Here is a 21,778-nt window from a genome sequence, read left to right on the forward strand (position 1 = left end):
GGGGTGGGAGGATGGTCGGCATGACCGACACCGCCCGCACCCTCGAGCACGGCACCGCTGAGACTCCCACCTTCGACCACCGGGTCCGCGACCTCGGCCTCGCCGAGGCCGGTCGCCACCAGATCCGTCTGGCCGAGCACGAGATGCCGGGCCTCATGGAGCTGCGCCGGCGCTACGCCCACGAGCAGCCGCTCGCGGGCCAGCGCATCGCCGGCAGCCTGCACATGACCGTGCAGACCGCGGTGCTCATCGAGACGCTCGTCGCGCTCGGCGCCGACGTGCGTTGGGCGAGCTGCAACATCTTCTCGACGCAGGACGAGGCGGCGGCGGCGATCGTCGTCGGCGCCGGCACCCCCGACGCCCCCGCCGGCGTGCCCGTCTTCGCTTGGAAGGGCGAGACGCTCGAGGAGTACTGGGCATGCACCACGCGCATCTTCGACTTCCCCGAGGGGCCGACGCTCATCCTCGACGACGGCGGCGACGCCACCATGCTCGTGCACCGCGGCCGTGACGCCGAGCTCGCCGGCGCAGTTCCCGTCACGCCCGACGGGGCGCCCGACGAGCTGCGCGTCATCGACGCGCTCATCGCGCGCACGCTCGGCGAGGACCCCCAGCGCTGGACGCGCATCGCCGAGCAGCTGCGCGGCGTCACCGAGGAGACCACGACCGGCGTGCACCGGCTCGAGCAGCTGTTCGCCGACGGCAGGCTGCTCTTCCCCGCGATCAACGTGAACGACTCGGTCACCAAGTCGAAGTTCGACAACCGCTACGGCATCCGCCACTCGCTGCCCGACGGCCTCAACCGCGCCACCGACGTGCTCATCGGCGGCAAGACCGCGTTCGTCGTCGGCTACGGCGACGTGGGCAAGGGTGCCGCCGAGGCGCTCAAGGGGCAGGGCGCGCGCGTGATCGTCAGCGAGGTCGATCCGATCTGCGCGCTGCAGGCGGCGATGGACGGGTTCCGCGTCGCGCGCGTCGAGGATGCGCTCGACGAGGCCGACATCTGGGTCACGACCACCGGCAACGAGCACGTCATCACGCTCGAGCACCTGCAGGGCATGAAGCACCTCGCGATCGTCGCGAACGTCGGGCACTTCGACAACGAGATCGACATCGCCGCGCTCGAGCGCTCGGGCGCCGAGCGCATCGAGATCAAGCCGCAGGTGCACGAGTGGCGGATGCCGTCGGGCCGGTCGATCCTCGTGCTCTCCGAGGGCAGGCTCATGAACCTCGGCAACGCGACCGGCCACCCGTCGTTCGTGATGTCGAACTCGTTCTCGAACCAGGTGCTCGCGCAGATCGAGCTCGCGACGAAGGACTACGAGCTCGGCGTCTTCCGGCTGCCGAAGGTGCTCGACGAGGAGGTCGCCCGCCTCCACCTCGACGCGCTCGGCGCCCGACTGACGACGCTCCGCCCCGAGCAGGCCGCGTACATCGGCGTGCCGGTCGAGGGCCCGTTCAAGCCGGAGCACTACCGCTACTGACCGTCGAGCTTCCCCGAACCGCGAGATTCCGGACGAGCGACCCGGGGTTCGGGGAAGTTCGTCGTTCGGGGGCTAGACCATCGCGTCAGCGAGGACCCGCAGCAGCTCGGCGAGCCGCGCCTGGTCGTCGGCGGGGATGCCGCGCAGCAGCCGCCGCTCCGCCTCCAGCAGCGCGTCGAGCGCGACGTCGACGCGGTCGATGCCCTCGTCCGTGAGGCCCACGAGCCGCACCCGGCGGTCGGACGACCCGTCGACGCGCTCGACGAGGCCGGTCGCGACAAGGTTGTCGATGCGGTTGGTCATCGTGCCGCTCGTCACCATGGTCTGGGCGATGAGGTCCTTGGGGCTGAGCGGCCCGTTCTCGCGCCGCAGCGCCGCGAGCACATCCCACTGCCACGGCTCGAGCCCGGCGAGCTGGAACGCCTCGGCGCGCACGCGTCCGAGCTGTCGCGAGATGCGCGTCATGCGGCTGAGCACGGCGAGCGGCGAGACGTCCGCGTCGGGCCGCACGCGCATCCACTGCGCCATGATGCGGTCGACGTCGTCGCCGCGGAGCTCAGCCATGGCGCCAGTCTCGCACGGTGACCCACCCTCCACCGCACCGCTGGTCAGCGCGCCTCGCCTTCGCCGATGAGGGTCGAGAGCTCCTCGTCGAGCAGGTAGACGAGCACCCCGTCGAGCGCCAGCGGCTCCTCGACGGCGGCCACGGCGTCGAGGAGCGCCGGAGGGGCCGGGAAGCGGATGTCGTCGCCCACGATCACCGCGGTGATCCCGGGCGCACGCTCGTCCTCCGTGACGGCCGCATCGATGTTGGGGTCCGTGATCCACGGCGACAGCTGCACGGTCAGCACCACCCCGTCGGGCGCGGGGTCCGCGGCCATGGCGGCGTCGACGCGCGCGACTCCGGTCGGCGCGATGCTCACGACGTGCGCGACACCGGTCCACGGACCGACGAGCAGCAGCGCGCCGAGACCGCCGGCGACGACTCGCGCGATCCGCGAGCGGGCACGCCGCGACACCTCCACGACGCCCACCCCGCTCAGCAGCAGCACCGGCCAGAGCCACGCGGACGTGTAGTGGGGGAGCGCGACCGGAGACGCCGACAGCACGAGGAGCGGCCCGGTGGCGGCGAGCACCAGCACCCGTGTCGCGCGATCCCGCCAGCGCACGCCCGCGGCGATCAGCGCCGACCCGACGACTGCCGCGAGCGCCAGCCAGCCGACCACCTCGCCCGCGAACCACACGAGCGCGTACCAGGGGGCGTGCAGGAACGTCTCGCCGGCGACGACGATCGGATGACCGGCGCTCGCATGCGCTCCCTGGAACTCGAGCATCGCTTGCACAGCGGTCAGCCCGCCCAGCGGGGCGTACGCGAGCAAGCACGTCCCGATGCCCGCTGCCGCGAACGCGACCATCGCTCCCCAGACCTCGCGCCGCCCCAGCTCGCGCCAGGGCACGCACGCGAGGGCGGCGATCAGCAGCGTCGCGGCCGAGGCCTTCGACAGCATGCCGAGCGCGAGGAGCGCGCCGGCAGCCAGGGCGCCGGCCATCCGCCGTTGCCGCTCCCAGTGCCACAGCAGCGCGAGCCCGCTGAGACCGAACAGCACGCTGAACGGGTCGAGCAGCACCTGCCGGTCGATGAAGTCCGCGCCGCTGACGCGATGCGTGGTGGCGAGCATGATGGCTCCGACGACGCCCGCCGTCGCGCCGAAGGCCGCTCGGGCCCAGCAGAACGCGACGAGCGTGGTCGCGACCAGCACGACGCCCATGAGCACGCGCGCGCTCGTCACGCCGGCGCCGAAGACGAGCTGCCAGACGCCGAGCAGGTACTTCGCCACCGGCGGGTGCTCGGGGTTCGGCGTCGTGTCGCCGAGCACGTACCTGAGCCCCGCGTCCTGATAGATCAGCTCATCGGGACCGATGTTCGCCTGGTCCAGCCCCCAGAAGCCGACCAGGGCGGCGACCGCGGCGACGAGCACCACGTGCAGCACGGCCTGATGGGGGAGCGCGAAGCTACGAGTCGCGGCGATCAGTTCGCGAGCAGCAGATCTCGGGATCAGGTCAGATGCCGACCCGGAAAAGTTCTGCTCTTGCACACGCTGAGTGTGCCAGATCGTGACGAATCGTCGTCGTTCGCTCCGCCCTCGCTCGCTGCGCTCGCGACTGGCGACGTCGCAGACGACGAATCGTCGTCGTCTGCTCCGCCACCAGGATTCGAACCTGGACAAACGGCTCCAAAGGCCGCTGTGCTGCCGTTACACCATGGCGGATCGCAGCCATCAGGGTACTGCCGCCCATCGCGCGGAGCGTGCGCCCGACGCCGATAGCCTGAACTCGCACCACCGCACATCCGATGGGAGACCCCGTGCCCTCGATCGCCGTCATCGTGCTCGCCGCAGGCGCAGGCACGCGCATGAAGAGCCGCACCCCCAAGCCGCTGCACCCGCTCGCCGGCAAGCCGCTGATCGCGCACGTGCTGCGCACGGCGGGCGAGCTGCACCCCGAGGCGATCGTCGCGGTCGTCCGGCACGAGCGCGACCGGATGGCCGAGGCCGTGCTGGAGTTCGCTCCGCACGTGCGCATCGCCGACCAGGACGACGTGCCCGGCACCGGTCGCGCCGTCGAGCAGGGGCTCGAGGCGATCGCCGACTTCGACGGTCACGTCGTCGTGCTCTCCGGCGACGTGCCGCTCATCGACGCCGACACGCTACGAGCGCTCATCGAGCGGCACGAGCGCGAGGGCAACCAGATGACGCTGCTGTCCGCCCACCTCGGCGACCCGAGCGGACTCGGCCGCATCGTGCGCGACGAGGCAGGCTCGTTCGTGCGCATCGTCGAGCAGAAGGACGCGAGCGAGGCCGAGCGCGCGATCGACGAGGTCAACGGCGGCATCTACGTCTTCGACGCCGCCGCGCTGCGCGACGCGCTCCGCGGCATCGACCGCGACAACGCGCAGGGCGAGATGTACCTGACCGACGCTGCGGTGCGCATCCAGTCGACCGGCGGCCGGATCCAGGCCGTCCCCGCCGCCGACACGTGGGCGATCTGGGGCATCAACGACCGCATCCAGCTCGCCGCCGCAGCGCACGAGCTCAACGACCGCATCATCCGCCGCTGGCAGGCGGCGGGCGTCACGGTCACCGACCCCGCGTCGACGTGGATCGACGTCGACGTCTCGCTCGCGGAGGACGTCACGATCCTGCCCGGCACGCAGCTGCACGGCGCGACCGCGATCGCTGCCGGCGCCACCATCGGCCCGGACACGACCCTCGTCGACACGGAGGTGGGGGAGGATGCAGTCGTCAAGCGCACGGACGCGACCCTCTCGGTCATCGGTGCCCGCGCATCCGTCGGCCCCTGGGCCTACCTGCGCCCGAACTCGGTCGTCGGCGAGGACGGCAAGATCGGCACGTTCGTCGAGACGAAGAACACGCAGATCGGGGCCGGCAGCAAGGTGCCGCACCTGTCGTACATCGGCGACACCGTCGTGGGCGAGGGATCGAACATCGGCGCCGGCACCATCACCGCGAACTACGACGGGCAGCACAAGCACCGCACGACGGTCGGCTCGCACGTGCGCACCGGCAGCCACAACGTGTTCGTCGCCCCGGTGACGATCGGCGACGGCGCTTACACTGGTGCAGGCACGGTCGTCCGCAAGGACGTCGAGCCGGGAGCGCTGGCGATCACGGTCGCCCCGCAGCGCAACATGACGGGCTGGGTCGCGACGAATCGCCCCGGGACGAGTGCAGCCGACGCGGCAGCGGCGGCTGACGAGCAAGCACCGAACGCCTAGGAGGCACCCGAGTGGGATCGATCGTCGCGAAGAACCGCAAGCACCTCGTGCTGGCGACGGGCAGGTCGCACCCTGAGCTGGCGAGGTCGGTGGCCGCCGAGATGGGCGCCGACCTGATGGACGTGGACAGCCGCACCTTCGCGAACGGCGAGATCTACGCGCGCTACGAGGGCTCCGTGCGCGGCTCCGACGCGTTCATCATGCAGTCGTACGGCGCGCATGTGAACGAGTGGATCATGGAGCAGCTCATCATGGTGGATGCGCTCAAGCGCGCGTCCGCGAAGCGCATCACCGTCGTCATGCCGTACTACCCGTACTCCCGGCAGGACAAGAAGGGCCGCGGGCGCGAGCCGATCTCGGCGCGGCTGATCGCCGACCTCTTCAAGACCGCCGGCGCCGACCGCATCATGTCGATCGACATCCACGCGTCGCAGATCCAGGGCTTCTTCGACGGGCCCTTCGACCACCTGTTCGCGATGCCCGTGCTGCTCGAGCACTTCCGCGCCACCCTCGATCCCGACACCGTCACGGTCGTCTCGCCCGACATGGGCCGCGTGCGCGTCGCCGACGTCTGGAGCGACAAGCTCGGCGCGCCGCTCGCGATCATCCACAAGCGCCGCGACCCGCTGGTGCCGAACCAGGTCTCGGTGCACGAGATCGTCGGCGCCGTCGAAGGGCGCGTCTGCCTGCTCGTCGACGACATGATCGACACCGGGCGCACGATCGTGAAGGCGGCCGAGGCCCTGAAGAAGGCGGGCGCCACGAGCGTGGTCGTCGCCGCCACCCACGCGATCTTCTCGACGCCGGCGCCGCAGATCCTCAACTCCGACTTCATCGACAAGGTCGTCGTCACCGACACCCTGCCGCTCACCGACGGGCAGCGCTTCGAGAAGCTGCACGTGCTGTCGATCGCGCCGCTGCTCGCGCGCGCGATCACCGAGGTGTTCGAGGACGGCTCCGTCACGAGCCTGTTCGACGGCGCGGCCTGACCGTCTCCGTCACCGCTGCATGACCTGGCATCGGGCGGACCCGACGAGGCCGACCGACGGCGGGTCCGGGGGCCGCGGCTCGCGCAGCGCAACCGGAGGGCCGGTCACCCCGAGCCCCATGAGCGTCGTGCGAGCCCTCGTGCAGGGCGCGCGTGCCGTCACCGCGTCGGCCGGCTACGCCGCCGCCATCGTCCTGCTCGGCGGCACGCTGCTCTGGATCGTGGTCGAAGAGGTGGTCGGCAGCAATGACTTCGACCTGCTGGCGCGCGGCTCGGTGGTGAGCCTGGGCATCCTCGTACTGGTGTGCGCGCTGGGCGAGCCGCTCCGGATCGCCGCCGACCGCGCGCTGCTCCTCCGGGATGCGCTGCGCGCGGCGGAGGGCACGACGCCCCCCGACAGCGAGCGCAGACCGCTGGAGACCGGTCCGCACCCGGCGCTCATGCCCGCCGGCATCGCCGGCATCATCGTCGGCGGCATCTGCCTCCCGATCGGGGTGCTGCTCGCTGCTGACGATCGCGAGGCGCTGCTCGCCCGGATCCTGGTGCCGGTGGTGGCCGCCGTGCTGCTCGCCGGCGGCATCGTGATCGTCCGGTGGAGTCGTGGCCGCGGCCGCGGCAGGCAGCGATGGGAGGAGCGGCTCAGCGTCGCGAGCGCGCGCTGGGCGCCTCCCGTGCGGCCCGTGCCGCGCGCCCACGAGCAGCGGCGGTTCCGCGTCCTCGAGATCTCGGCCATCGTGTGCCAGATCGGCGTCTACGTCTTCCTGGGCGGGGTGCTCATGCGGCAACCCGGCCGGTTCGCCGACCGCCGCACCTGGGACGAGCCTGGCGAGCAGGCCATCGACGGCTTGATCGCCAGCGGCGCGCTCGTGATCGCCATCCCGGTCGCGATCGCGTTCGCCGCGCACGGCGCTCTGCTGCTGTGGGCTGCCATCCGCGACGGTCGCACCGTGCGCGCGCTCGAGCGCGGCCAGCGCGTGCGGCTCGAGCATGTCGATGCCGTGCTGCTCGACGCAGGTCCGCTCGAGCGCGCCTCGGTGATCACGGGGGTCATCGGCTGGGTGGTCGCCTCCTACGGCTGGTCGCCGCTGTTCATGGCGGGGATCGCGTCGAGCGCGGCGGTCGAGCATCTCCTGCCGCTCCGGGCGCTCTCGCTGCCGGGGCTCGCCCTCGTCGCCGCCGCCTGGCTGATGGGCGGCGTCGGAGCCGCGCGGTCGCGCGCCCGCCGCGCGCGCGTGCAGGCCGTGCTGCTGCGCGACCCGCTTCCTGCGGAGGACGGGCACGGGCCGACGGACCGGAGCGCCGTCGCGGTGCGCGACACCGTGCTGCTGGCTGACCGCCCCCGCGAGTGAAGTCCGCGCGCCCCGAGTAGCCGACCGGTAGAGTCGATCGATCGGAGGTGCACATGGCGATTCCCACTTGGCTCATTCCCGCGCTGAGGTTCATCGGCGCCAACGCGCCGAAGTACGGACCCGTCGTCTGGGCCTGGCTGAGCAAGAACCCGGACGTCGCGGCCAAGATCCAGCAGGAGGTGCAGCGGCTCGTCCGCGCCACCGGCCCGAGCTCCGACGCGATGCGGCAGAGCCTCAAGGCGATGCGCGAGCAGGTCGAGTACCTGCGCCGCAGCGCGGACGACCACGCGGAGCGCGTGCGCGCCGACAAGTGGGCGGTCTCGCTGACCGGACTCGAGCACGCGCTCGAGCTGCTGGGCCCGGGCAGCCCCAAGGCGGACCTCAAGCGGCTCCGCGACCGGGTCGACGCGCTCAGGAGCGAGATCCTCGACGCCTTCCTCGCCGAGCAGATCGAGGACGCGGGAGGGCCTGCCCCGATCGAGGGCGGCGGAGCACCCGACGAGCGCTGATGACGCGATGACGACGAGCGTCGCGCTCGACTGTGCATACTTCGACGCCTGGCGCTGCCGCTCGTGCACCCTGCTCGCCACGCCCTACGACATCCAGCTCGCCGACCAGCAGGCCGGGATCGAGGCGCTGCTGCCGCCGATGGCGTGGGATGCGCCGCACCCGAGCGCCGTCGGCGGATTCCGCAACAAGGCCAAGATGGCCGTCGCGGGCATTGTCGACGCGCCGACGCTCGGCATCCTCGCCGCCGACGGCACCGGCATCGACCTGCAGGCGTGCCCGCTGCACGAGCAGCCGCTCGTCGACGCCATGCCCGTGCTCGAGGAGCTCGTGCGGGCGGCGCGCCTCACGCCGTACGACGTGCCGAGCCGGCGCGGCGAGCTGAAGCACCTCATCCTCACCGCGTCGCCCGACCGGGAGCTCGCGCTGCGCATCGTGCTGCGCTCGAGCGAGGCGCTCCCGCGCATCCGCAAGCACCTCGGGCTGCTCGACGCCCTGCCGCTCGTGAGCGTCTCGGCCAACCTGCAGCCCGAGCACAAGGCGGTGCTCGAGGGCGACGAGGAGCTGCTGCTCGCCGGCGCGGGGGTGCTGCGGATGCGCGTCAACGGCATCGCGCTGCGGCTGCGGCCGCGCAGCTTCTTCCAGACGAACACCGCTGTGGCGGCCGCGCTCTACCGGCAGGCGACCGCGTGGATCGACGAGACCGACCCGGCGAGCGTGCTCGACCTCTACTGCGGCGTCGGCGGCTTCGCGCTGCACGCCGCCCGGCCCGGCCGGTGCGTCGCCGGCGTCGAGGTGACGGCGGAGGCGATCGACGCCGCTCGCGAGACGGCCGCCGAGCTGGGTGCGGATGCCTCGTTCACGGTCGGCGACGCGACCGGCGTCGATCTCGAGGGCGCTGGAGCGCCGGAGCTCGTGGTCGTCAACCCGCCGCGGCGCGGCATCGGCGAGCTCGCCGCGCGGCTCGAGCGCAGCGCCGTGCGCCGGGTCGTCTACTCGAGCTGCAACCCCGCGAGCCTCGCTCGCGACCTCGCCGCGATGCCGAGCCTGCAACCCGTTCGCGGCCGGGTCTTCGACATGTTCCCGCACACCGCGCACGCTGAGGTGCTGGTCGAGCTCGAGCGCCGCTGAGGCACCGGCCGTTCACTCGGCCCGCCTAGGGTCGAGGGCATGACTCGGCTGGAGCGGCGCATCGGTGTGCCGGGCGCGATCGCGATCGGCCTCGGCGCGATGATCGGCGCCGGCCTCTTCTTCGTCTGGGCGCCCGCCGCGGCGATCGCCGGCCCGTGGCTGCCTGCGGCCGTCGCGATCGCGGGGGCCATCGCCGTGCTCAACGCGCTCTCGACCGCGCAGCTCGCGATGGAGCATCCGGTCTCCGGCGGCGCCTACGCGTACGGCCGCGCGGAGGCGGGGGAGCGGGTCGGGTTCACGGCAGGCTGGATGTTCCTCACCGGCAAGACCGCCTCGGCCGCGGCGATCGCGGTGATCGCGGGGCAGCACCTCTGGCCCGAGCACGCGGCGTGGGTAGGGGCGGCGGCGATCGCCGTGCTCGCCGCGCTCAACATGCTCGGCGTGCGCGTCACCGCGTGGGTCTCGAGCGGCATCGTCGCCGTCGTGCTCGTCGTCGTGCTCGTCGCCCTCGGCTGGGCGGCGACGGGCGGCGACACGACGCTCACACCGTCGACCGCCGCGGCGCCCGCCGCCCGCGCCGTGCCCGTGCTCACCGCTGCCGGCATGCTGTTCTTCGCGTTCGCCGGCTATGCGCGCATGGCGACCCTCGGCGAGGAGGTGCGCGAGCCGCGCCGCACGCTGCCGATCGCGATCGTGCTGGGGCTCGGCGTCGTGCTCGCGCTGTACGCGGCCGTGGGCTGGGCGACGTCGGCCCGCCTGGGTCGGGACCTGCCGTCGTCGGCGACGCCGCTCGCCGACCTGGTCGGGGATCCGGCGCTGCACGCGGTCGTGCTCGGCGCCGGGGCCCTCGCGTGCCTCGGCTCGCTCATGGGCATCCTCGCGGGGCTCAGCCGCACGGGCCTCGCGATGGCGCGCGAACGCGATCTACCCGGCCCGCTCTCGACCATCGCCGCCCGCACGCGCACCCCGGTCGTCGCGGAGGCGGCCACGGCGGTCGCGGCGATCGCCGCGGCCCTCCTCCTGCCCGCAGGCAGCCTCGTCGCGTTCTCGTCGACGTGCGTGCTCACGTACTACGCGGTCGCGCACGTCTCGGCGATCCGGATGCGCCGCCACGGCCGCGTGCGCATGTGGCTGCCCGCCTGGCTCCCGTGGGTGGGCGCGGCGGCCTGCCTCCTGGTGGTGCTGACGCTGCCGTGGCAGGGCGTGCTCGCGGCGGCCGCCTGGCTCGCGCTCGGGCTCGCCGCCCGGTCGAAGCTGCGCCGCTGACGGCCGGCACCCACTCCTCGCGGGCACCGGCCGTCGGCGGTGCGGGTCGCCGTCAGCGGCGCGCGGGCTCGAGCTCGCGCAGGTCGTCGGGCGCGGCGCTCGGGAGCGCGTCGTGCTCGTCGGCGAGCATCGTGCGCTCGTCGAAGGGCCGGTCCCCGGCGAGCACCGCTCGCACCTGTTCCATGTCGATCTGCTTCGTCCAGGTGCCGATGAGCAGCGTCGCGACGGCGTTGCCGGTGAAGTTCGTGAGAGCGCGCGCCTCGGACATGAACCGGTCGATGCCGACGATGACGCCGACGCCGTCGACGAGGTCGGGGCGGTACGTCTGCAGGCCGCCCGCGAGGGTCGCGAGGCCCGCGCCCGTGACACCGGCGGCGCCCTTCGAGGCGATGATCATGAAGACGAGCAGGCCGATCTGCTCGGGGATCGACATCGGCATGCCCATCGCCGTGGAGATGAACAGTGACGCCATGGTCAGGTAGATCGCCGTGCCGTCCAGGTTGAACGAGTAGCCGGTCGGGACCGTGATGCCGACGACGGGCTTCGAGACGCCCGCATGCTCCATCTTCGCGATCAGGCGCGGCAGCGCCGACTCCGACGACGAGGTGCCCACGATGAGCAGGTACTCGCGGCCGAGGTACCGCATCAGGCGGAAGATGTTCACGCCGGTGACCGCCCGCAGCAGCGTGCCGAGCACGACGACGATGAAGAGCACGCACGTGGCGTAGAAGCCGACCATGAGCGTCGCGAGCGCCACGACGGCGCCCCACCCGGTCGAGCCGACGACACCCGCGATCGCGCCGAACGCCCCGATCGGCGCGACCCACAGGATCATCGTCAGCACCCGGAAGACGAGCGCCTGCAGGTGCTTCACGACGGTGAGGATCGGCGCACCGCGCTCACCCATCGCCTGCACCGCGAACCCGATGAGGAGCGCGACGAAGAGCGTCTGGAGCACCGACTCGCCCGTGAGCGGGGAGAAGAGCGTCGTGGGGATGATGCCGAGGAGGAAGTCGGTGGTGGTCTCCGCCTCAGCCTCGGTCTCGTAGGTGGCCCCCGCGATGTTCAGGCCCTCGCCGGGGTGCACGAAGTTGCCCACCACGAGGCCGATCGCGAGCGCGAACGTCGACATCGCCAGGAAGTAGATGAGCGCGAGCCCGCCGACCTTGCCGACCGTCGCGGCCTTCGCGATCGAGCCGATGCCGACGACGATCGTGCAGAAGATGACCGGCGCGATCATCATCTTGATGAGGGCGACGAAGCCCTTGCCGATCGGCGCGAGCGCCGTGCCGGTCTCGGGGGAGACGAGGCCCACGATCACGCCGAGCATCACGGCGACGATCACCGAGATGTAGAGCCAATGGGTCTTGTCGAGCCTGCGGAGCCGTGCTCCGAGGGTGCGGTCGTCCGCGGTGCCGGGCTTCGTCGCCATGCTGTGCTCCTCGCATCGGGCATCGCACCTGCGCGACGCCTCCGAGCAGTCAGACTGGGTCCCGTTCGGGCGGGGCGGCCCGTTGCGTGCATAGTGTTCACAGCGCGAACGGGGGAGGCAGGGGATGCGAGGGTGGTGGCGCTCGGCGAGCATCGCGACGCGCGTGTTCACCCAGATGGCCGGCATCCTTGTGCTCGCCGCGGTCGTCGCCTTCGGGCTGCTCGCCGTCGACGCGCAGCGCGAGCGCGAGCGCGAGGCGGCGGTCGCGAGCCAGGAGCTCGCGCTCGCGATGGCCGCGACGCCGACGGTGCGGCAGGCTGCCGCCGCCGCGTTCGCGGCGTACCCGGCCGACCGCGAGGCGGCGGTCGGTGGCGCGACGGATGCCATGCAGGGCTACGTCGAGGACGTCCGGGCGGCGACGCGGCTGGACTTCGTCACCGTCATGCACCCCGACGGCACGCGGTACACGCACCCCGACCCGGCGCAGATCGGCCGCGAGTTCCTGGGCACGACTGCTCCGGCGCTCGAGGGCGCGACGTTCACCGAGGTGTTCGAGGGCACGCTCGGGCCGTCGGTCCGAGCGGTCACGCCCGTGCTCGAGGGCGACCGGGTGATCGGGCTGGTCGCAGCGGGCGTGACGATCGAGCGGGTCGGCTCGCTCGTCGTCGCCCGGCTGCTCGCGGTCGCCGGCATGCTGGCGGCGACGCTCGCGGTGGCCGCGCTCGCCGCGTGGCTGCTCGCCCGACGGCTCGACCGCGCGACCGGCGGGCACGGTCCCGAGGAGCTCGCGCGGCTCTTCGCCGCGCACGAGGCCGCGCTGCACTCGGTCGACGACGGCCTCGTGCTCATCGAGGAGGGCGCCGTCGTGCTCGTCAACGACCGCGCTCGCGCGCTGCTCGGCCTCGGTGAGCGCGTGCCGCCGATCCCCACTGACGCGCAGCTGCCCCACGACGTGCGCGCGCTGCTCGAGGGTGAGGGCGGGCAGGTGCGCGTGGGCGGCCGCTGGCTCGTCGTGGCGCGCCACCCGACCGCGAGGCCGGGCACGACGACCCTGACGATCCGGGACCGCACGGAGCTGCAGCGCATGACGGGCGAGCTCGACGCGGTGCGCACCCTCGCGAGCGCCCTGCGCGCGCAGACCCACGAGTTCGGCAATCGCATGCACACCGTGGCGACCCTGATCGAGCTCGACGAGCCGCGTCGCGCGCTCGAGGTCGCGACCGCGGGCCGCGACCTCGGCCAGCGCCTCGCCGACCGCGTGGTCGGCGACGACGAGGAGCCGGTGATCGCGGCGCTCCTGCTCGGCAAGGCCGCGCAGGCGCACGAGCGGGGCGTCGAGATGCACGTCGAGACGCACCTGGCGCCCGGCACGCACGGGATCGACCCGGTCGACTTCGTGAGCGTGCTCGGCAACCTCGTGGACAACGCGATCGACGCCGCCGCGGAGCGCGCCGCGCGGACGCCGGGCGCGGGGCAGGCGTGGGTGGAGGTCTACCTCGACGAGGACGAGGGCTCGATCGTGCTGCAGGTGAGCGACAGCGGCGCGGGGCTCGGGGCGGCGCAGCGCGAGCGCGCGTTCGTGCCCGGCTGGTCGACGAAGCCGGCGGGTCCGCATGGGCGCGGCTTCGGGCTCAGCATCGTCCGCGAGACCGTCGAGCGGCTCGGCGGCACGGTCGAGATCCGCGCCGGCGAGGCGGACGCGGGCGCCGTGGTCACCGTGCTGGTTCCACGGCCGGAGGAGGAGCGGTGATCCGGGTGCTCATCGTCGAGGACGAGCGGGGCACGGCCGCCGCGCACGTCGCCTACGTGCGGCGCTGCCAGGGCTTCGAGGTCGCGGCGGTCGCGCACTCCGCTGCGGCCGCGCTGCAGGCGATGCGCGAGGCGGCCGCGAAGGGCGCGCCGATGCAGCTCGTGCTGCTGGACATGCAGCTGCCGGACGGGCACGGCCTCGACGTGTGCCGCCGCATGCGCGCCGAGGGGCACCTCGTCGACGTGATCGCGGTCACCGCGGAGCGCGGCCTCGAGACGGTGCGCGATGCCATCGCCGTCGGGGTCGTGCAGTACCTCATCAAGCCATTCGCGTTCGTCGCGCTCGCGGAGCGGCTCGAGCGCTACCGGGACTACCGCGAGCGCGTCGACGGCACCGGCCGCATCACGCAGCAGGAGGTCGATCGGGCGATCGCCGCGCTGCGCACGACCAACGCACCGGGTCTCGCGAAGGGGCTGTCCGCCGACACGCTCGACGCGGTCGCGGCGCTCCTCGCAGACGGCGAGGCGCGCTCGGCCGCGGAGGTCGCCGAGGCGCTCGGGCTCTCCCGCGTGACCGCGCGCAGGTACCTGGAGCACCTCGCGGCCGCGGGGGACGTCGAGCGCCATCCGCGCTACGGCGCGCGAGGACGCCCCGAGCTGGAGTACGCGCGGCCCGCATAGGTCGCGGTTACCACCGCCGGTGCGATAGCCCGTTCCGCTCGGAAGACGCCACTGCTGCTTGCCGAAACCATGACGCCCGCCGTTAGCTCAAGTGAATGGCCAATAGTGACCGCAACCTTCATCCCGCCTCGCTGAGAGCCACATTCGCCGGGCAGCGAGAATCGTCTGCTGATGGCAGCGTCAGCGGCTCGGTTTACCTTGGCGACATGAACTGGGGCTCTGTTGCCGACTGGGTCGGCGCGTTCGGCACTTCTGGTGCGCTGTTGCTCGGCGTATTCCTCTACTTTCGCGAGCGCGCGCTGTCGCGGCGACGTGACGTGGACGAGCTGGTCACATGGCAGAACACCTCGCGGGTCGTGCTCCCAAGCGGCGCAAGCCGCGACGTGCTCCACGTACATGTGAAGAATCAGGGGCCTCGACCTGTGCGAGCTCCGATGTTCTTCTGCGTCGACCGTCGGGGCGGCTACGCCTCCCAATGGCTGAGCGAAACAGGTCAACCGATGATGGTGCCGCCGGGCCGCGAGTTGAGAGTTCGGGTGTCCTGCCAGCCCGCGAACGCCATCGCCAACTACGTCCTGCTGCGGTCAGCCGAAGGGCGCCGTTGGATTCGACCCGTCGACGAACACAGGTATTTGCTTCGTGCGTTCGGCGACCTGCTTGTGTGCGCGCTTTTCCTCTGGGGTCGGGCCGACGGAGACTTCAGAAGTTGGCGAAGCCGTCGGAAGAGCGTGCGCTTAGCCAGCCAGTGACGGGACTGCTGACGTGCGAGGGCCGCTCCCGTCGGGAGCGGCCCTCTGCGTGCCTGGGGTTAGTGCGTGTCGACGGCCTCGATCTCGCTGCGGTCGCCCGACCACTGCGTGTGGAACGTGCCCTCGCGGTCGACGCGCCGGTACGTGTGCGCGCCGAAGAAGTCGCGCTGGCCCTGCACGAGCGCGGCGGGCAGCCGGTCGGCCCGCAGGCCGTCGTAGTAGGCGAGGCTCGACGAGAACGCGGGGGAGGGGATGCCCGCCTGCGCGGCCGCGACGACCACTCGGCGCCACGCCTCCTGCGTCGTCGCCATGGCCTCGCGGAAGTACGGTGCGACGATGAGCGCGGGCAGGTCGGGGTCGGCGGCGTAGGCGTCGGTGATGTCGTTGAGGAAGCGGGCGCGGATGATGCAGCCGGCGCGCCAGATGCGCGCGACCTCGCCCTTCTTGATGTCCCAGCCGTGCTCCTCGGCGGCCGCGACGATCTCGTCGAAGCCCTGCGAGTACGCGACGATCTTCGACGCGAACAGCGCCTGGCGGACGTCCTCGATGAACGCATCCGCGTCGTCGACCTGCCACGGCGACGACGGGCCCGGCAGGTCGGTTGCCGCCGCCCGCTGCGCGAGCCTCGACGACAGCGAGCGGGCGAAGACGGCCTCCGCGATGCCGGAGACCGGCACGCCCAGATCGAGCGCCGTCTGCACGGTCCACGCGCCCGTGCCCTTCGCGCCCGCGGCGTCGAGGATGACGTCGACGAGCGGCTGGCCCGTCGCGGCGTCGACCTGCCGCAGCACCTCCGCGGTGATCTCGATGAGGTACGACTCGAGCTCGCCGCGGTTCCACTCGTCGAAGACGTCGGCGATCTCCGCGGGCGACTTGCCGGTGCCGCGGCGGATGAGGTCGTAGGCCTCGGCGATGAGCTGCATGTCGGCGTACTCGATGCCGTTGTGCACCATCTTCACGAAGTGGCCGGCGCCATCGGTGCCGACGTGGGTGACGCACGGCTCGCCCTCGGCGACCGCCGCGATGCCGGTGAGGATGGGCCCGAGCGTCGCGTACGACTCCGCGGTGCCGCCGGGCATGAGCGAGGGGCCGTTGAGGGCGCCCTCCTCGCCGCCGGAGATGCCGCAGCCGACGAAGTGGATGCCGGTCTCGCGCACGGCCGCCTCACGCCGGATGGTGTCGGTGAAGAGCGCGTTGCCGCCGTCGACGATGATGTCGCCCGGCTCGAACACCGAGACGAGCTCGTCGATGACCGCGTCGGTCGGCCGGCCGGCCTTCACCATGATGATCGCGGTGCGCGGCTTCTGCAGCGAGTCGGCGAGCTCCTGCATCGTCGCGGCCTTCACGAAGCCCGCTTCCGGGTGCGCGGCGATCAGGTCATCCGTCTTCTGCGTCGTGCGGTTGTACACCGCGACGGTGTTGCCCTCGCGGCTGGCGAGGTTGCGTGCGAGGTTCGAACCCATCACGGCGAGGCCGACGACGGCGATGTTGGCTGTGGTCACAGAGGTCCTCCTGGACGGGTCGGGGTGATGCCAAGGCTACCGAGCGACGGATGCGTCGCGGCAGCGGTGCGGTGTGCGCTCAGAGCCGGGTGCCCCAGATGCCCTCGCACCACACGTTCTCGTTGAACGTGCCCTGGAACTCGCTCTCGCCGGTGATCTTCCGGACGGCCGCGTGGATCGCTTCCCGGCTCGGCATGTGGGCGTGCACGACGGTCTTCACCATCGGCATGTCGACGAGGTGGTTCGGCTGGCAGAGCGAGAGGAGCACGGTCGGCACCTCGGTGACGTACCAGGGGATCTCGGCCGCCATCGGCGACGACCAGCGCACCCGCACCGATGCCTCCTGCGCGAAGCCGGCGACGTTCGCGACGATGATCGCAGCGTCGTAGCGCTCGGCGTAGCCGCTGTTCGCCTCATCCGCCATCACCGTGTGGAAGGCGACGCCCTCCTCGCCGTCGGCCGCGCGCTGCGCGGCGTCGCGGAAGACGTGCACCTCGAAGCCTGCCTCCTCGAGCTCCTCGCGAGCGAGGTCGACGAAGCCGTGTGCGACGCCCGTGAAGTCCGCGCCCCCGGAGACGCCGTAGAGGCGGATGCGCGGGTGCGTCTCTGGGCGCAGCGGCAGGTTGCCCTCGGTGTCCTTCACGAGTGTGACGACCTTGTCGGCGATGTCGGCGGCGATGCGGTGGTGCGCGTCGCTGCCGATGACCTCGAGCGCGGCGGGCGGCGGCACGAGCTCCTCGCGGGGCGTGCGGTGCAGCCCGAGCGACGCCTTGAGCCCGAGGATGCGCTGCAGCGCCTCGTGCAGTCGCGAGGCACTGATCGCGCCGGTCCGCACCGCCTCGAGCGCGATCGCGAGGTCCTCCTCGGCCTCGCGGAAGAACAGGATCATGTCGCAGCCGGCGTTGATCGTGGCCGCGATGACCTCGCGCCGCGGCAGCGCCTGCGTCAGGCCGACCATCATCGACGCATCCGTCAGGATCAGGCCGTTGAAGCCCAGCTCGCCGCGCAGCAGGTCCTGCAGCAGCTCCGGCGCGATCGTCGCGGGCAGGATGTCGCGGTCGGCGATGCCAGGGCGCAGGTGGCGCGAGAGCTCGGGGGCACCGATGTGGCCGACCATGATCGACTGCACGCCGTGGTCGATCATCTCGCGGTAGACGCGGCCGTCGCTCGCCCACCAGTCGTCCCAACCGAGGGTGTTGTAGCTCGTCACGACGTGCTGATCGCGCTCGTCGATGCCGTCGCCGGGGAAGTGCTTCATCGCCGAGGCGGAGCCGTGCTCGCTCAGTCCGTCGAAGTAGGCCTTGGCGCGCTCGATCACGACGTCGGCGGTGTTGCCGAACGACCGCGTGCTCACGACGGTGTTGCGCCAGTTGCGGTGGATGTCGACGATCGGCGCGAACGCCCAGTTGCACCCGAGCGCCGCCGTCTCACGGCCGGCGACGCTGCCGAGGTCCCGGGCGATGGATGCGTCGGGGTGGCTGCCCGCAGCGAGGTGCGTGGCGACGAGCGTGCCGTCGTCGATCGAGCCGAAGCCGCCCATCTCGGGGTTGGAGGCGACGAGCAGCGGCACCTTCGCGACCGACTGCGCGTAGCGGATGTGCTCCTGCACGGTCGTCGAGTCGGAGCCCATGTAGCGGATGCCCCCGACGCCGTAGGTGCCGACGACGCGGTCGAGGTAGTCCTCGTCGAAGCGCGTGTTGAGGTTGATGAAGAGCTGGCCGACGCGCTCCTCGTCGCTCATCGACGCGATCGTCTCCTCGACCCAGGCGACGCCCTCGGCGTCGAGGTGGAAGGGTGCTGCCGTGAGATCGGCCATCGTGGCTCCTTGCCCGGTTCGTCGTCGAGCCCCCATCGTCCCACCTCGCCGCGGGTTCATCAACCGGTTGCCATCGTAGGCTTGACAGGTCGTCAAGCGATCCGTGGTGCGATCGCTGACGTACTCAAAAGTGAGTGGCACGGATAGTTGGCAACCGCTTGCACAAATGGTCGGACGCGACCTACAGTGGTCGCAGTCGCCCTCGGGCGGCGCTCCACGACGATGCGGACACTCTCGGAGGCGAGACAATGACGACGAGCCGGCCATGGACCCTCTCGGGCTTCGGCGACGAGATCGATCCGGACCCTCGCGTCCAGATCGCGGTGCTCAAGGCGCTCGGCGCCGAGCACATCGAGGTCCGCAGCGCCTGGGGCGTCAACGTCGTCGACCTCGACGACGCGCAGCTCGACGAGCTCGCTGCGATCCTGCAGGGCGCGAGCATGGGCGTCAGCGCGGTCGCGTCACCGATCGGCAAGGTCGACATCGCGCTCGACCCGCAGCTCGAGGTCGAGCGCCTGCGCCGCATCATCCGCGTCGCGCGCGCCCTCGGCACCGACCGCATCCGCGTCTTCTCCTTCTTCCGCGCCGAGGGCGTCAGCGTCGACAGCACGCGCGACGCGGTCATCGGTGCGATGTCGCTGCTCGCGGCAGAGGCCGAGTCGGCCGGCGTCGTGCTGCTGCACGAGAACGAGAAGGACATCTACGGCGACACCCCCGACCGCGTCCTCGACCTCGTCGAGTCCGTCGGCTCGCCCGCGCTGCGGCTCGCGTGGGACAGCGCGAACTTCGTGCAGGTCGGCATCGAGCACCCCCACGACGAGGGCTGGGCGAAGCTCGCCCCCTACGTCGAGTACCTGCAGGTGAAGGATGCGCTCGCCGAGACGGGTGAGGTCGTGCCGGCCGGGCGCGGCCAGGGCCAGGTCGCCGACACCGTGCGAGCCCTCCGCGACGCCGGCTACGCGGGCGTCGTCTCGCTCGAGCCGCACCTCGCGGAGGGGCACGCGCTCGGCGGCTTCTCGGGTCCGGCCGCGTTCGGCGAGGCAGCGCGAGCGCTCGCCGCGATCCTGCGCGAGCTGGAGATCGAGACGCGATGACCGGTGTGGTGCGAGCGGCGGTCGTCGGCTGCGGCGACATCTCGATCGTGCACCTCGAGGCCATCGCCGCCCGCGAGGGCTCGGAGCTCGTCGGGGTCGCCGACGTCGACGCGCGACGCCGCGACGAGACGGCCGGCCGCTGGCACGTGCCCGGGTTCGAGACCGTCGAGCAGCTCATCGCCTCCACGCGCCCCGACGTCGTGCACGTGTGCACGCCGCACGACCAGCACGCGCCGGTCGCGATCGCGGCGCTCGGGGCGGGGGTGAGCGTGCTCATCGAGAAGCCGCTCGCCGACTCGCCCGCCGCGGGCCGGGAGATCGCCGTGGCCGCGCGGGCCAGCAGCGGTCGGCTCGGCGTCTGCTTCCAGAACCGCTACAACGCGTCAGTGCAGGCCGCGAGGGCGCTGCTCGACTCCGGCGAGCTAGGCGCGGTCCGCGGCGCCGCGGCCACCGTGCTGTGGCACCGGCTGCCCGAGTACTACGAGAGCCGCCCGTGGCGCGGCACCTGGGCCGGCGGCGGCGGCGGTCTGCTCATGAACCAGGGCATCCACACGCTCGACCTGCTCCAGTGGCTGCTCGGGCCGGTCGTCGAGGCCGCCGGCAGCGCCTCGACGCGGGCGCTGGGCGACGTCATCGACGTCGAGGACACCGCCGAGCTGGTGCTGCGGCACTCGAGCGGCGCGCGGAGCGTGCTCTTCGCGACCCTCGCCCACGCCGCCAACTCGCCGGTCACGATCGAGATCGTCACCGAGACCGCGACGCTGACGATCCGCGGCGACCTCACCGTCGCGCACGCCGACGGCCGGGTCGAGACGGTGCGCGAGCGCGAGGCAGCGGGCGGCGGGCGCACGTACTGGGGCGTCTCGCACGAGCTGCTCGTCGACGACTTCCACGCCCGCCTCGGCGACGACGAGCCGTTCTGGATCGGGGCCGACGCCGGCCTGGACGCCCTCACCACCATCACTGCGGTGTATGACCGGTCGTTCCCCGACCGGCCGCAGGCATCCGCGCGAAAGGACGCAGCATGAGCGACAAGGTCAGGATCGGCATCATCGGGTTCGGCGCCCAGGGGTCGATGTACGCGAAGTTCATCGCCGACGGCATGGTTCCCAGCATGGAGATCGGCGCGATCGCCGATCACGACGAGGCGCGACGCGCGAAGGCCGCCGAGCTCTATCCCGGGGTCGCGCTGCACGAGAGCCTCGACACCGTGCTCACGAGCGGCGACGTCGACGCGATCGTCACGACCGTGCCGCACTTCCTGCACCCCGAGATGGGCATCGCCGCGCTCGAGGCGGGCATCCACGCGCTGGTCGAGAAGCCCGCGGGCGTCTACACGAAGCAGGTCGCGGAGCTCAACGCGCTCGCCGCGTCGAAGCCCGAGCTGACGTTCGGCATCATGTTCAACCAGCGCAACAACCCGCTCTACAAGCGGCTGAAGGAGATCGTCGACGGCGGCGAGATCGGCGACATCCGCCGCACCAACTGGATCATCACCACCTGGTGGCGGCCGCAGGGCTACTACGACCAGAGCGACTGGCGCGCCACCTGGGGCGGCGAGGGCGGCGGCGTGCTCGTCAACCAGGCACCGCACCAGCTCGACCTCTGGCAGTGGATCTGCGGCGTGCCGAAGTCGGTCTACGCGAAGGTGGCCTACGGCTTCCGCCGCGACATCGCCGTGGAGGACGAGGTGACCGCGGTCGTCGACTACGGCAACGGCGCGACCGGCGTGTTCGTCACGGCGACGCACGACATCACCGGCACCGACCGCTTCGAGATCCTCGGCGACAAGGGCAAGATCGTCGTCGAGAACTCGAAGACGGCCACCGTCACCCGGCTCAAGCGGCCCGAGCGCGAGCTGAGCGCCGAGATGAGCATGGACGACGTCATGCGCATGTTCATGGGCGACTTCGACGCGACCGAGCTGTACACGACCGAGGTCATCGAGTTCGACTCGCCATGGGGCCAGCAGCACGCCGGCGTGCTCGAGGACTTCGCCCAGAGCGTGCTCACGGGCGGCGACCTGCTCGCGCCCGGTGCCGAGGGCATCAACGGGGTCCGGCTCGCCAACGCCATCCACCTCTCCAGCTGGACGGGCAGGGAGGTGCCGCTCGACTTCGACGAGGACGAGTACCTCGCCGAGCTCAACGCCCGCATCGCCGAGGAGGGCAAGTTCCCGGTCCGATCCTGAGACCGAGCCGCGGCAGGCACGTCACGTCCTTTCGAGGGCCGGC

Annotated in this window: 18 protein-coding genes and 1 tRNA gene; 13 read left to right on the top strand and 6 right to left on the bottom strand. The window is 72.0% G+C overall.

Going from position 1 to position 21,778, the window contains the following annotated elements; translation table 11 throughout:
- The first annotated feature begins 20 nt into the window (after nucleotides 1-20).
- Nucleotides 21-1,484 carry an adenosylhomocysteinase gene (gene ahcY, locus ACLQ21_RS08045; protein WP_425662729.1) on the top strand — a complete coding sequence of 488 codons (1,464 nt, stop codon included), beginning with the start codon at nucleotides 21-23 and terminating at the stop codon, nucleotides 1,482-1,484.
- Between the two features lie 72 nt (nucleotides 1,485-1,556).
- Here ahcY and ACLQ21_RS08050 read toward each other — a convergent pair whose 3' ends face one another.
- From ACLQ21_RS08050 to ACLQ21_RS08060, 3 genes are all read right to left on the bottom strand, one after another.
- Nucleotides 1,557-2,048, bottom strand: a complete 492-nt coding sequence (locus tag ACLQ21_RS08050; RefSeq protein WP_425662730.1) for a MarR family winged helix-turn-helix transcriptional regulator — start codon at nucleotides 2,046-2,048, stop codon at nucleotides 1,557-1,559.
- 44 nt (nucleotides 2,049-2,092) lie between these two features.
- Nucleotides 2,093-3,475 carry a glycosyltransferase family 39 protein gene (locus ACLQ21_RS08055; RefSeq protein ID WP_425662731.1) on the bottom strand — a complete coding sequence of 461 codons (1,383 nt, stop codon included), beginning with the start codon at nucleotides 3,473-3,475 and terminating at the stop codon, nucleotides 2,093-2,095.
- A gap of 208 nt (nucleotides 3,476-3,683) precedes the next feature.
- Nucleotides 3,684-3,754 (bottom strand) — tRNA-Gln (locus tag ACLQ21_RS08060).
- A gap of 83 nt (nucleotides 3,755-3,837) precedes the next feature.
- Here ACLQ21_RS08060 and glmU point away from each other — a divergent pair.
- The 6 genes from glmU (at nucleotide 3,838) to ACLQ21_RS08090 (ending at nucleotide 10,521) form a co-directional block, all read left to right on the top strand.
- Nucleotides 3,838-5,280, top strand: a complete 1,443-nt coding sequence (glmU, locus tag ACLQ21_RS08065; protein WP_425662732.1) for a bifunctional UDP-N-acetylglucosamine diphosphorylase/glucosamine-1-phosphate N-acetyltransferase GlmU — start codon at nucleotides 3,838-3,840, stop codon at nucleotides 5,278-5,280.
- Between the two features lie 11 nt (nucleotides 5,281-5,291).
- Nucleotides 5,292-6,269 carry a ribose-phosphate diphosphokinase gene (locus ACLQ21_RS08070; protein ID WP_425662733.1) on the top strand — a complete coding sequence of 326 codons (978 nt, stop codon included), beginning with the start codon at nucleotides 5,292-5,294 and terminating at the stop codon, nucleotides 6,267-6,269.
- 118 nt (nucleotides 6,270-6,387) lie between these two features.
- A complete protein-coding gene (locus tag ACLQ21_RS08075; RefSeq protein WP_425662734.1) occupies nucleotides 6,388-7,617 on the top strand; it encodes a hypothetical protein in 1,230 nt (409 codons plus the stop codon).
- 53 nt (nucleotides 7,618-7,670) lie between these two features.
- Nucleotides 7,671-8,126, top strand: a complete 456-nt coding sequence (locus ACLQ21_RS08080; RefSeq protein WP_425662735.1) for a hypothetical protein — start codon at nucleotides 7,671-7,673, stop codon at nucleotides 8,124-8,126.
- A 7-nt stretch (nucleotides 8,127-8,133) separates the two neighbouring features.
- The gene (locus ACLQ21_RS08085) at nucleotides 8,134-9,255 is read left to right on the top strand and encodes a methyltransferase domain-containing protein (RefSeq protein ID WP_425662736.1); all 1,122 of its coding nucleotides are present in this window, start codon (nucleotides 8,134-8,136) and stop codon (nucleotides 9,253-9,255) included.
- A gap of 39 nt (nucleotides 9,256-9,294) precedes the next feature.
- Entirely contained in the window at nucleotides 9,295-10,521 is a 1,227-nt protein-coding gene (locus ACLQ21_RS08090) for an APC family permease (RefSeq protein WP_425662737.1), read from the top strand.
- 52 nt (nucleotides 10,522-10,573) lie between these two features.
- Here ACLQ21_RS08090 and ACLQ21_RS08095 read toward each other — a convergent pair whose 3' ends face one another.
- Complete coding sequence (locus ACLQ21_RS08095; RefSeq protein WP_425662738.1) at nucleotides 10,574-11,953, bottom strand: cation:dicarboxylate symporter family transporter; 1,380 nt, start codon at nucleotides 11,951-11,953, stop codon at nucleotides 10,574-10,576.
- A gap of 124 nt (nucleotides 11,954-12,077) precedes the next feature.
- On the opposite strand from ACLQ21_RS08095, the gene ACLQ21_RS08100 reads away from it, so the two are divergent.
- The 3 genes from ACLQ21_RS08100 (at nucleotide 12,078) to ACLQ21_RS08110 (ending at nucleotide 15,132) form a co-directional block, all read left to right on the top strand.
- Nucleotides 12,078-13,703 carry an ATP-binding protein gene (locus tag ACLQ21_RS08100; protein ID WP_425662739.1) on the top strand — a complete coding sequence of 542 codons (1,626 nt, stop codon included), beginning with the start codon at nucleotides 12,078-12,080 and terminating at the stop codon, nucleotides 13,701-13,703.
- Nucleotides 13,700-14,383: a response regulator gene (locus tag ACLQ21_RS08105; protein WP_425662740.1), complete on the top strand. Its 684-nt coding sequence runs from the start codon at nucleotides 13,700-13,702 to the stop codon at nucleotides 14,381-14,383. Before ACLQ21_RS08100 ends, ACLQ21_RS08105 begins: the two co-directional genes overlap by 4 nt.
- A gap of 95 nt (nucleotides 14,384-14,478) precedes the next feature.
- Nucleotides 14,479-15,132 (top strand): hypothetical protein, encoded by a 654-nt coding sequence (locus tag ACLQ21_RS08110; RefSeq protein WP_425662741.1) that lies wholly within the window; start codon nucleotides 14,479-14,481, stop codon nucleotides 15,130-15,132.
- 59 nt (nucleotides 15,133-15,191) lie between these two features.
- Here ACLQ21_RS08110 and gndA read toward each other — a convergent pair whose 3' ends face one another.
- Nucleotides 15,192-16,634 carry an NADP-dependent phosphogluconate dehydrogenase gene (gndA, locus tag ACLQ21_RS08115; RefSeq protein WP_425662742.1) on the bottom strand — a complete coding sequence of 481 codons (1,443 nt, stop codon included), beginning with the start codon at nucleotides 16,632-16,634 and terminating at the stop codon, nucleotides 15,192-15,194.
- Nucleotides 16,635-16,713: 79 nt separating this feature from the next.
- Nucleotides 16,714-18,450: a glycoside hydrolase family 3 protein gene (locus ACLQ21_RS08120; protein WP_425662743.1), complete on the bottom strand. Its 1,737-nt coding sequence runs from the start codon at nucleotides 18,448-18,450 to the stop codon at nucleotides 16,714-16,716.
- Nucleotides 18,451-18,698: 248 nt separating this feature from the next.
- Here ACLQ21_RS08120 and ACLQ21_RS08125 point away from each other — a divergent pair, with 248 nt between their 5' ends.
- The 3 genes from ACLQ21_RS08125 to ACLQ21_RS08135 are packed head-to-tail and all read left to right on the top strand — an operon-like array spanning nucleotide 18,699 to nucleotide 21,735.
- On the top strand, nucleotides 18,699-19,544 hold the full coding sequence (locus ACLQ21_RS08125; RefSeq protein ID WP_425662744.1) for a sugar phosphate isomerase/epimerase family protein: 846 nt from the start codon (nucleotides 18,699-18,701) through the stop codon (nucleotides 19,542-19,544).
- Nucleotides 19,541-20,572 carry a Gfo/Idh/MocA family protein gene (locus tag ACLQ21_RS08130; protein ID WP_425662745.1) on the top strand — a complete coding sequence of 344 codons (1,032 nt, stop codon included), beginning with the start codon at nucleotides 19,541-19,543 and terminating at the stop codon, nucleotides 20,570-20,572. Before ACLQ21_RS08125 ends, ACLQ21_RS08130 begins: the two co-directional genes overlap by 4 nt.
- Entirely contained in the window at nucleotides 20,569-21,735 is a 1,167-nt protein-coding gene (locus tag ACLQ21_RS08135) for a Gfo/Idh/MocA family protein (RefSeq protein WP_425662746.1), read from the top strand. The genes ACLQ21_RS08130 and ACLQ21_RS08135 overlap by 4 nt, the downstream gene beginning before the upstream one ends.
- Nucleotides 21,736-21,778: the final 43 nt, after the last annotated feature.

This window comes from Agrococcus sp. DT81.2 (genome assembly GCF_049844935.1).
Lineage (GTDB): Bacteria > Actinomycetota > Actinomycetes > Actinomycetales > Microbacteriaceae > Agrococcus.

Excerpts from the sequence above, each read along its gene's own strand:
- ahcY (WP_425662729.1), top strand. The coding sequence starts at position 21 with ATGACCGACACCGCCCGCACCCTCGAGCACGGCACCGCTGAGACTCCC.
- ACLQ21_RS08050 (WP_425662730.1), bottom strand. The coding sequence starts at position 2,048 with ATGGCTGAGCTCCGCGGCGACGACGTCGACCGCATCATGGCGCAGTGG.
- glmU (WP_425662732.1), top strand. The coding sequence starts at position 3,838 with ATGGGAGACCCCGTGCCCTCGATCGCCGTCATCGTGCTCGCCGCAGGC.
- ACLQ21_RS08075 (WP_425662734.1), top strand. The coding sequence starts at position 6,388 with ATGAGCGTCGTGCGAGCCCTCGTGCAGGGCGCGCGTGCCGTCACCGCG.
- ACLQ21_RS08080 (WP_425662735.1), top strand. The coding sequence starts at position 7,671 with ATGGCGATTCCCACTTGGCTCATTCCCGCGCTGAGGTTCATCGGCGCC.
- ACLQ21_RS08085 (WP_425662736.1), top strand. The coding sequence starts at position 8,134 with ATGACGACGAGCGTCGCGCTCGACTGTGCATACTTCGACGCCTGGCGC.
- ACLQ21_RS08090 (WP_425662737.1), top strand. The coding sequence starts at position 9,295 with ATGACTCGGCTGGAGCGGCGCATCGGTGTGCCGGGCGCGATCGCGATC.
- ACLQ21_RS08095 (WP_425662738.1), bottom strand. The coding sequence starts at position 11,953 with ATGGCGACGAAGCCCGGCACCGCGGACGACCGCACCCTCGGAGCACGG.
- ACLQ21_RS08100 (WP_425662739.1), top strand. The coding sequence starts at position 12,078 with ATGCGAGGGTGGTGGCGCTCGGCGAGCATCGCGACGCGCGTGTTCACC.
- ACLQ21_RS08110 (WP_425662741.1), top strand. The coding sequence starts at position 14,479 with ATGGCCAATAGTGACCGCAACCTTCATCCCGCCTCGCTGAGAGCCACA.
- ACLQ21_RS08120 (WP_425662743.1), bottom strand. The coding sequence starts at position 18,450 with ATGGCCGATCTCACGGCAGCACCCTTCCACCTCGACGCCGAGGGCGTC.
- ACLQ21_RS08125 (WP_425662744.1), top strand. The coding sequence starts at position 18,699 with ATGACGACGAGCCGGCCATGGACCCTCTCGGGCTTCGGCGACGAGATC.
- ACLQ21_RS08130 (WP_425662745.1), top strand. The coding sequence starts at position 19,541 with ATGACCGGTGTGGTGCGAGCGGCGGTCGTCGGCTGCGGCGACATCTCG.
- ACLQ21_RS08135 (WP_425662746.1), top strand. The coding sequence starts at position 20,569 with ATGAGCGACAAGGTCAGGATCGGCATCATCGGGTTCGGCGCCCAGGGG.